This window comes from Corynebacterium lubricantis DSM 45231, from assembly GCF_000379425.1.
In the GTDB taxonomy this organism is placed as follows: domain Bacteria; phylum Actinomycetota; class Actinomycetes; order Mycobacteriales; family Mycobacteriaceae; genus Corynebacterium; species Corynebacterium lubricantis.
The window spans coordinates 273,229-281,027 of the sequence record NZ_KB902181.1 but is presented as its reverse complement, the minus strand read 5'-3'; the positions used below and the strand labels follow the sequence as shown (position 1 = coordinate 281,027).

Sequence of the window (7,799 nt, the reverse complement as noted above, 5' to 3'; positions counted from 1 at the left end):
GGACCAATGTCGTGGGGATCTTCCCTGACCGTGATTCGGTGGTCCGGTTGGTCGGGGCAGTGCTGGCTGAGCAGCATGAGGACTGGATGCAGCAGCGTCGGTACATGCCTCTGGCGATGCTGTCCTCGACGGCGGAGATGCTGGCGAAGGCCCGGGCAGCTGACGGCGTCGGCGTCGTTGTCGGTGACGGTCAGGAGGCTCTGGTGGCGTAAGGAATCCTGTTCCGTCAGCGGTCAGTTCATCGCTGAGTCAACCGCTGGCGGATACACCACTCAAAAGGACTTGACCAATAATCGTCGGAGCAGATTCGGGAAATCTGCGTCCAAGTTCTTCGAGGGGTTTATCGGACGTGTCTACCGCGATGAGGGTGCCAGGTGAATTCTTGTGAATCAGCTGGACCAGAGTGGCGTACCAATCACGTGGTGCCCCTGGTGGCAGTGATCCTGCGAGGACAACGATGTCGGACTGCTGGGCTAACTCTCCGAGTCGACGCTCAATCTCACGCACATTCTCTGGAGAAAGCTGGGCCCCGGGTTCGTTGAGCTTTGTTGTGGTTCCGTCCGGTTCCGTGATCGCAGTGTTTGTTCGGACATTTCCCTCTATGGGAATTGCCTCGAATTTCATGCCGATCGTCGTTGTTAACGCGATGAACGGGTCATTCTTTGCGGCTGGAAATAACGCGAGAGAATCCACTTCCGACAAAAAGAGTGCGTGAGCGACATTAACCCCCTTGCCACCCGCGTTACGCTGCACGTTTGTCGGTCGAAGGACGGCGCCTCGCGTGAGGGGTTCGGAGAGGCCAAGGGTGGCATCGTTGCTGGGGTTCGGAGTAAAGGTAAGGATCACGGTGCACCTCTTTTGTGGAGTGATATCCGTAGACTTTCGGGAATTTAGTGGCACGGGCCATAATGCGGGACAACCTAAGTATGCCCGATTGTGTCCGAATTTCCAAGAACTTTTTGAAAATGTGACAATTTTCCTCCGCTTATCGCCAGGGCGTCAGAGGAAACCTGCGTGCGACCTGCGATTAGGATGCGAGAATTACTTCGATTCCGCGTTCGCGGAGCTCGGAGGAGAATGTCTCAGGTGCCTCGGAATCGGTGATGACAACGTCAATTTGATCCAGGGACGCGAAGCTCACTAGATAATCGTTTCCTAGTTTTGTAGAGTCGCACAGCACCACGACTTTTCGAGCGTTCGTCACCATCGATGATTTCACCGCTGCCTCCTGGGCATCCGCTGTAGATAAGCCATGATCAATGGTCAGTGCGTTGGTGCCAATGAATGCAACGTCAGCCCTCATCAGTGCCAGACTGCGCAAGGCAGTGTCGCCGACGACTGCTTGGGTAATAGCTCGGACGGTCCCGCCTAAGAGTTGGACGTTATCTAATCCTGCTCCCGAGAGTTCTAGAGCGATGGGCAGTGAGTTGGTGACAATAGACCACTCATGTGATTGTGGGTTGTCTGCGAGTAGATCGGCAAGCCCATTAATCGTGGTTCCCGCATCCAGGAAGATGGAGCCGCCTGGCGCGGGAAGCTGGTCGAGGGCTGCGCGGGCGATGGCGGATTTGGCCGTAGGGGAGGTTCTAAATCTCGTATCCAGTGGGAACTCGGTGGTGAGAAACGATTGACTAGCCACAGCACCGCCGTGGACGCGGTGCACGACTCCCTCCCTGTCGAGCACCGCTAGATCTCGACGAATGGTTTCCGCAGTCACATCAAACTTCTGGGCGAGCTCGGTGACATTGACACGGCCTTCGACGGCGGTCAACGAAGCAATTTGGCGACGACGTTCCTCTGCATACATAGTTGGCCTTCTCAATCTAGGGAACCGTTGAACCTCCATTGTTTCAAAGTTCTATTTCCGAATGCGTGGGAATCCTTCCGTATCCCCCCGGTAGGGTGTGAAAAGAGAAAATTCCTCACCAGGGACAGAAAGTCTGGTGAGGAAAAGGGCTCGAGAAGGAGGGGTGCGAGTGGGTTAGAGGCTCCGCATCACTGACACGACTTTGCCCATGATCTCGGCCTCATCGCCACGGATGGGAGCAAAAGCAGAGTTGTGGGGAAGGAGCCACACACCAGTGGAATCCTTATGGAACTCCTTAACCGTGGCTTCACCGTCGAGCAGCGCGGCAACAAACTCACCCTCTTCTGCGACTGGCTGTGCGCGGACAACGACCCAATCTCCGTCCAAAATTCCTGCATCCCGCATGGATTCCCCAACAACTTGCAGCATGTACAGCTCGCCGTCACCGACGACGTCAGCGGGCATTGGGTAATACTCTTCGACATGCTGCTCGGCAAGAATGGGATTGCCAGCCGCGATCTGGCCTACAACCGGAATGAAGTTCGTCTGTACGGATTCTGGTGGAGCTTCCTGTGCTGGCTTCTCTCGCTTCTTGAGCGGAGCTGAAGGAAGGTGACGTAAGTCCACTGCGCGTGGCTTATTGGGGTCTCGCCTTAAGAACCCTTTCTTCTCCAATTCCTTGAGCTGATACGCCACGGAAGACGTGGACTGCAGGCCCGCAGCGTCGCCGATCTCACGAATGCTTGGGGCGTAACCGCGAAGCACTACGGCATCCTGAATAACTTCAAGAATGCGCTTTTGTCGGGCCGAAAGGGTGGCTTGGTTCGGCTTCTTGTCCTCGTTCTTTTTTGCGGGCATGTCTACTCCTAGTAACTAGAGCTGTCCGCGTCTGCGGAGAAACTCGTCTCGAATCCTCAAATTATTGTTTCCTCCCTCTATGTCTATCACGAAACTGCAAGTTTGTTCGACATATTTGTTCGAAGCGTGGACAAAACTTTCTGAGCGTGATATAAATCGAACATACGAACTATCGAACAGGCGAGCGAGATCTTTGTTCGAAAGCGTCGATCCTGGTGTTTATTATCAAGTTAAATCAATCGAGGAGAAACGATGACCGTTCTAAATAGCAAGGTAACAACACGTAATTCGGTAAACAAAGTCTACGCTCAGGTAGTTCCATCTGCTTCCATCTGGGATCTCGGGGCTCCCGGAGAGCTCAATGAAACCTATCGGAATTCTTCTATTGTTCGAACTCTTCCATCTTCGCCTCGAACGCCTGGGCGGGAATATCAACCTTCGTTAAAGGCACCTTCAGCAAGACTTCGCCGAATCGAAAGTCGACGCGAGCGGTTGAGCACTCTGGTCGCCGGTGCGATGATGGGAATGAGCATAATCTTTGGTGCGGCTGTAAGCGGAGCGTTCGAACCTGAGCACCCGCAGCCGTCCGCACCCGTGGACTACGTAGCAGAAATCGCCCCGACAACTCGGTAATTAACTCGCCCTTGGGGCAGAGTCGGCTGGCAGGTAGAATACCATCTTGTCTTGCAAGTTTCGCTCGCTGATAGAACTGGATGGCTTCCTTCGTGCATTGCCCCTTTTGCCACAATGACTCCTCCCGCGTGATTGATTCCCGCATCATTGATTCCGGAACCTCGATTCGCCGGCGTCGGGAGTGCGCATCCTGCCACGGTAGGTTCACTACCGTGGAAAAAGCGGTTCTCACCGTGGTGAAACGCAATGGTCTATCCGAACCATTCGACCGCGACAAACTCATTACTGGCGTGCGCCGTGCATGCCAAGGACGTGACGTGTCCGATGATTCGCTCAAACGCCTCGCACAGGAGGTGGAAGAGAAAGTACGTAGCCAAGGCAGTTCACAGATTGATGCGAACCAAATTGGCCTTGCCATCCTCGAACCACTTCGCGCGCTCGACGAAGTCGCCTATCTGCGCTTCGCCTCTGTCTATAAGTCTTTCGAAAGCGCCGATGACTTTGAATCAGAAATCCGTCTCATGCGACGCCGAGACCGCGACTTAGACTAAGCGTGCTCCAGTTTTTATTGGAGTTTGTCCACCATCTTTTGAATACGGCGTTCGGAGACTGGCTTCGGTGTACCTAGTCTTTGCGCAAAGAGGCTGACGCGCAGCTCCTCGATCTGCCACAAAATTTCTTTCACGTCGCGCGACTTTTCGCGCCCAGAGGGAAGACGCCTCAACTTTGCCTGCAGGTAGTTCTTCGTCTGTGTCACTACCTCCTGGCGGTCCGCATCTTTGTCCGGATCAAGTGTCATTTCGTCGAGGCGAATCTTCATTGCAGCCAAATAGCGTGGCAAATGCTGGAGGTGTTGCATGCCATGAACGGTGATGGCATGTTTCGGCAAAAAGAACCCCAGCTGCTCACGCATATCATCGATGGCAGGTCCGTCCCACTTAGCCAGTTCATCTGCCACCTGTGCATATTCCACTAATCCAGGTGCAATGCTTACAATGGCGCGACGCACCCGGCCAGCCACTTCAGGCTTGACCTTAAGCCACAAAGCATCGAATTCCTCAGGCGAACGAACAGGACCACCGTGCTCAAACATGAGATCGCGGATCGAAGCTACGCGCGCGTCCTCCACCAATCCTTCGGCGCGACCGTGAGGATAATTATCTACGGCGACTTTTTGCCTTAATGGAAGGCCTTTAGTCATCGGCGCAGTTTGTACCTGAATATTGCGCAACAAGAGCGTCAATGTTGCGGTAATCATCGATGCGTCAGCGGCAGCCTTCGTGGGGTGGACTGTAATTTTCACGCCGTCAGGGGTTGCCTCCAGTGCTGGGTATGCTTCGACCTGGTTGCCATCGACCGATGTTGAAACAGTAGAGGGGACGGTGCCGAGTGTTTCAGGAGTCCACTCTTTGACTGCTTTGGTTTCGGATTTCCGGCTCGCCTTGGACATCGAGGACTTGATTTGAACAGAGCGACGCTGCTTTAAATCGAAAAGGTCCTTGTCGTGGTCGACGATTGTGCCGCGGCGATCAATGGCCGCGTACGTGATTTTAAGATGTGGTGGCAGAGCATCGACTCGGAAATCCGAGCCATTGATCCCCGAACCGCCCAGCGAGCGCAAGACCTCCGCCAGTTGATCAGTGATGCTTCCCTCAAAGGGAATCAACTTGGGGGTTGCCCGCTCTGCGAAATCTGGTGCGGGAACGACAGTTTTCCGCAGCGCCTTGGGCAAAGTACGAATGAGTTCGGTGACCAGTTCGAATCGTAAACCTGGGACGAGCCACTGGAACGCTTCTTCATCGACATTTTCCAACAAAGGGATGGGAACAAGCGCCGTGACACCATCGAAGGGGTCTCCCGGCTCGAATTTATACCTCAAGTCATACGTCACCGAGCCCTGACGCCACGTATCGGGAAAGTCCGTCGCGGCATCAGTGCTGTGCGAATCGTCGATAAGTGCCGTGGGATCGAAATCGAGGTAGGAAGGATCCTCGTGACGCTTCTTCTTCCACCATGAGTCGAAGTATCGCCCGGTGGTAGCAGACTCGGGGAGCTTAGCATCGTAAAAATCGAAGAGAGTTTCCTCGTCGACGACGAGACCGCGACGTCGGACCTTGTCTTCGACGGCGGCTGCCTCGCTAAGCAGCTCCTGGTTATGGCTGAGGAACTTATGGTGAGTATCCCATTCGCCTGCGATGAGAGCATGGCGGATGAACATTTCCCGCGCAGCTGCCTTGTCCACACGGTGATAGGGCACAAGACGATCGGCGACGATGGTGACGCCATAAAGCATGGATTTTTGATGCACCATCGCGGCCGAGCGCTTCCGCGACCACAATGGCTCCGAGTAGGAGTGCTTCAACAATCCGGCCGCGAGCTTTTCCACCCAGGCAGGTTGAATCTTGGCCACGTCGCGAGCCCAAAGCCGCGAGGTTTCCACGAGTTCGCCGGCCATAATGAACTCTGGTGGCTTCTTCGCTAGCGCCGAGCCAGGGAAGATGAGGAACTTCGTGCCACGGGCGCCATGGAATTCCTTAGAGTTACCATCCCTTGCTCCGATATTGGACAGGAGCCCGGAAAGGAGCGATTGGTGGATAGCATCGTCGTTGCGCTTGCTCACCACGTTTTCTGCGTGGGACCAACCAAGTTGCTTCTCCACGTCGCGCAGCTGGCGCACGAGGTCATACCACTCGCGGATTCGCATGTAATGCAGATATTCCTTCTTCATCCGCTTCCGGAAAGCGTTACCTGTCAGCTCGTCGCGTGATTCGTTGATGTAATCCCATAGCTTCAAGCTCGAGAGGAAGTCGGAGGTCGTGTCCTTAAACCGGGCGTGCGCTTGATCGGCTTGGGCTTGGTATTCCAAAGGTCGCTCGCGCACGTCCTGGATGGTCATCGACGACACGATGACGGTGACATCGTCGAGCACGCCGAGTTTTTCGGCCTCGACAAGCATGCGTGCCATCCGCGGATCCACCGGGATACGCGCCAAATCACGGCCGATTGCGGTCAGTTGTGGTTGCTCGGATTCTTCGAGGGCACCGAGCTCGCCCAGCAAAACCAACCCATCGCGGATGGCCTTTGATTCCGGTGGTTGGATAAAGGGGAAGTCTTCGATGGCGCCGAGGCGCAAAGAAATCATCTGCAAAATCACGCTGGCAAGGTTGGTACGCAGGATTTCCGGGTCGGTAAAGCCCGGCCGGGAATTAAAGTCCTCCTCGGAATACAGGCGAATCGCAATGCCGTCGGTGACACGACCACAGCGACCCGAGCGCTGATTAGCGGATGCCTGCGAGACTTCCTCAATGGGCAGGCGCTGTACCTTGGTGCGCGTGGAATAACGCGAAATACGCGCGGTACCGGTATCAATGACGTAGTGGATACCAGGCACGGTCAGCGACGTTTCGGCGATATTCGTCGACAGCACGATCCTGCGGCCCGAGTGCGGTGAAAACACGCGGTGCTGTTCTTGGTTGGAAAGCCGACCGAAGAGTGGGGTCACCTCGACACCACGCCAATGCTTTGCCTCGATGGCTTCCATCGCATCGCGGATATCCCGCTCGCCAGGGAAGAAGCACAGGATATCGCCGGGGCCCTCGCTCATCAGCTCTTCGATGGCCGAAATCAGACCCTCGTGCATATCAATGTCCACGACGCGGTCGCCGACCTGCTGCTCCAGTGGACGATAACGGATTTCCACCGGGTAGGTACGTCCCGAGACCTCGATGATCGGCGCCGGGTCGCCCGCAGCATCGGCAAAATGCTGCGCGAAGCTTTCCGGATCGATCGTCGCTGAGGTGATAATCACCTTGAGATCGGGGCGCTTCGGCAGGAGTTGCTTCAAATACCCCAGGAGGAAGTCGATGTTGAGGGAGCGCTCGTGGGCCTCGTCGATAATGATCGTGTCGTAGGCATTGAGGAAACGGTCGCGCTGCATTTCAGCGAGCAAAATACCATCGGTCATCAGCTTCACGGCCGTTGTCGGTGAGACTCGATCGTCGAAACGGATGGCATATCCAACGGTGTCGCCGATCTCTTGCCCGAGTTCATCCGCGATTCGTTCGGCCACTGTTCGCGCCGCTAATCGACGAGGCTGCGTGTGTCCAATCAACCCGCGCCGACCCCGCCCGAGATCAAGCAGCATCTTCGGGATCTGGGTAGTTTTACCCGAGCCGGTTTCCCCCGCAATGATGACGACCTGGTTGTCGCGGATAACGGACATGATGTCATCGCGGCGCGCTGAGACGGGGAGTTGCTCAGGGTACTCGATGAGAGGAACCGCAGCATCGATGGCTTCAACAGATGCGGCGGCCTTATCCATATCGCGGGAGATCGCGCTTAAGGCTTCGGGCGCACGTGCTTTGCGGAGCCTGCGGGCGAACCTGCGCTCGTTGACAAGCGATAGCGTATTAAGGCGCGATTGAAGTTCCTCGCGCGTGGGTGCAGTAGTAGTCATGACTGGTTGTGAAGTCTAGTCGCACTGGCTCATTAGGTGTAGTTC

General features: G+C 55.5%; 6 protein-coding genes. 2 read left to right on the top strand and 4 right to left on the bottom strand.

The annotated features are described in order from the left end of the window. On the top strand, positions 1-212 hold a 212-nt coding region (locus A37O_RS15970; protein WP_018295694.1), incomplete at its 5' end, for a transposase. Positions 213-249: 37 nt separating this feature from the next. On the opposite strand, the gene A37O_RS14360 is transcribed toward A37O_RS15970, so the two are convergent. The 3 genes from A37O_RS14360 to lexA form a co-directional block, all read right to left on the bottom strand. Continuing rightward, the gene (locus A37O_RS14360; RefSeq protein WP_018295693.1) at positions 250-846 is read right to left on the bottom strand and encodes a PfkB family carbohydrate kinase; all 597 of its coding nucleotides are present in this window, start codon (positions 844-846) and stop codon (positions 250-252) included. A gap of 181 nt (positions 847-1,027) precedes the next feature. Further along, entirely contained in the window at positions 1,028-1,807 is a 780-nt protein-coding gene (locus tag A37O_RS0101355) for a DeoR/GlpR family DNA-binding transcription regulator (RefSeq protein ID WP_018295692.1), read from the bottom strand. A 174-nt stretch (positions 1,808-1,981) separates the two neighbouring features. After that, entirely contained in the window at positions 1,982-2,665 is a 684-nt protein-coding gene (gene lexA / locus A37O_RS0101350; RefSeq protein WP_018295691.1) for a transcriptional repressor LexA, read from the bottom strand. A gap of 725 nt (positions 2,666-3,390) precedes the next feature. On the opposite strand from lexA, the gene nrdR reads away from it, so the two are divergent. Beyond that, positions 3,391-3,849 (top strand): transcriptional regulator NrdR, encoded by a 459-nt coding sequence (gene nrdR / locus A37O_RS0101345; RefSeq protein WP_026196029.1) that lies wholly within the window; start codon positions 3,391-3,393, stop codon positions 3,847-3,849. A 14-nt stretch (positions 3,850-3,863) separates the two neighbouring features. Here nrdR and hrpA read toward each other — a convergent pair whose 3' ends face one another. Next, on the bottom strand, positions 3,864-7,754 hold the full coding sequence (gene hrpA / locus A37O_RS0101340; RefSeq protein ID WP_018295689.1) for an ATP-dependent RNA helicase HrpA: 3,891 nt from the start codon (positions 7,752-7,754) through the stop codon (positions 3,864-3,866). Positions 7,755-7,799 lie beyond the last annotated feature (45 nt).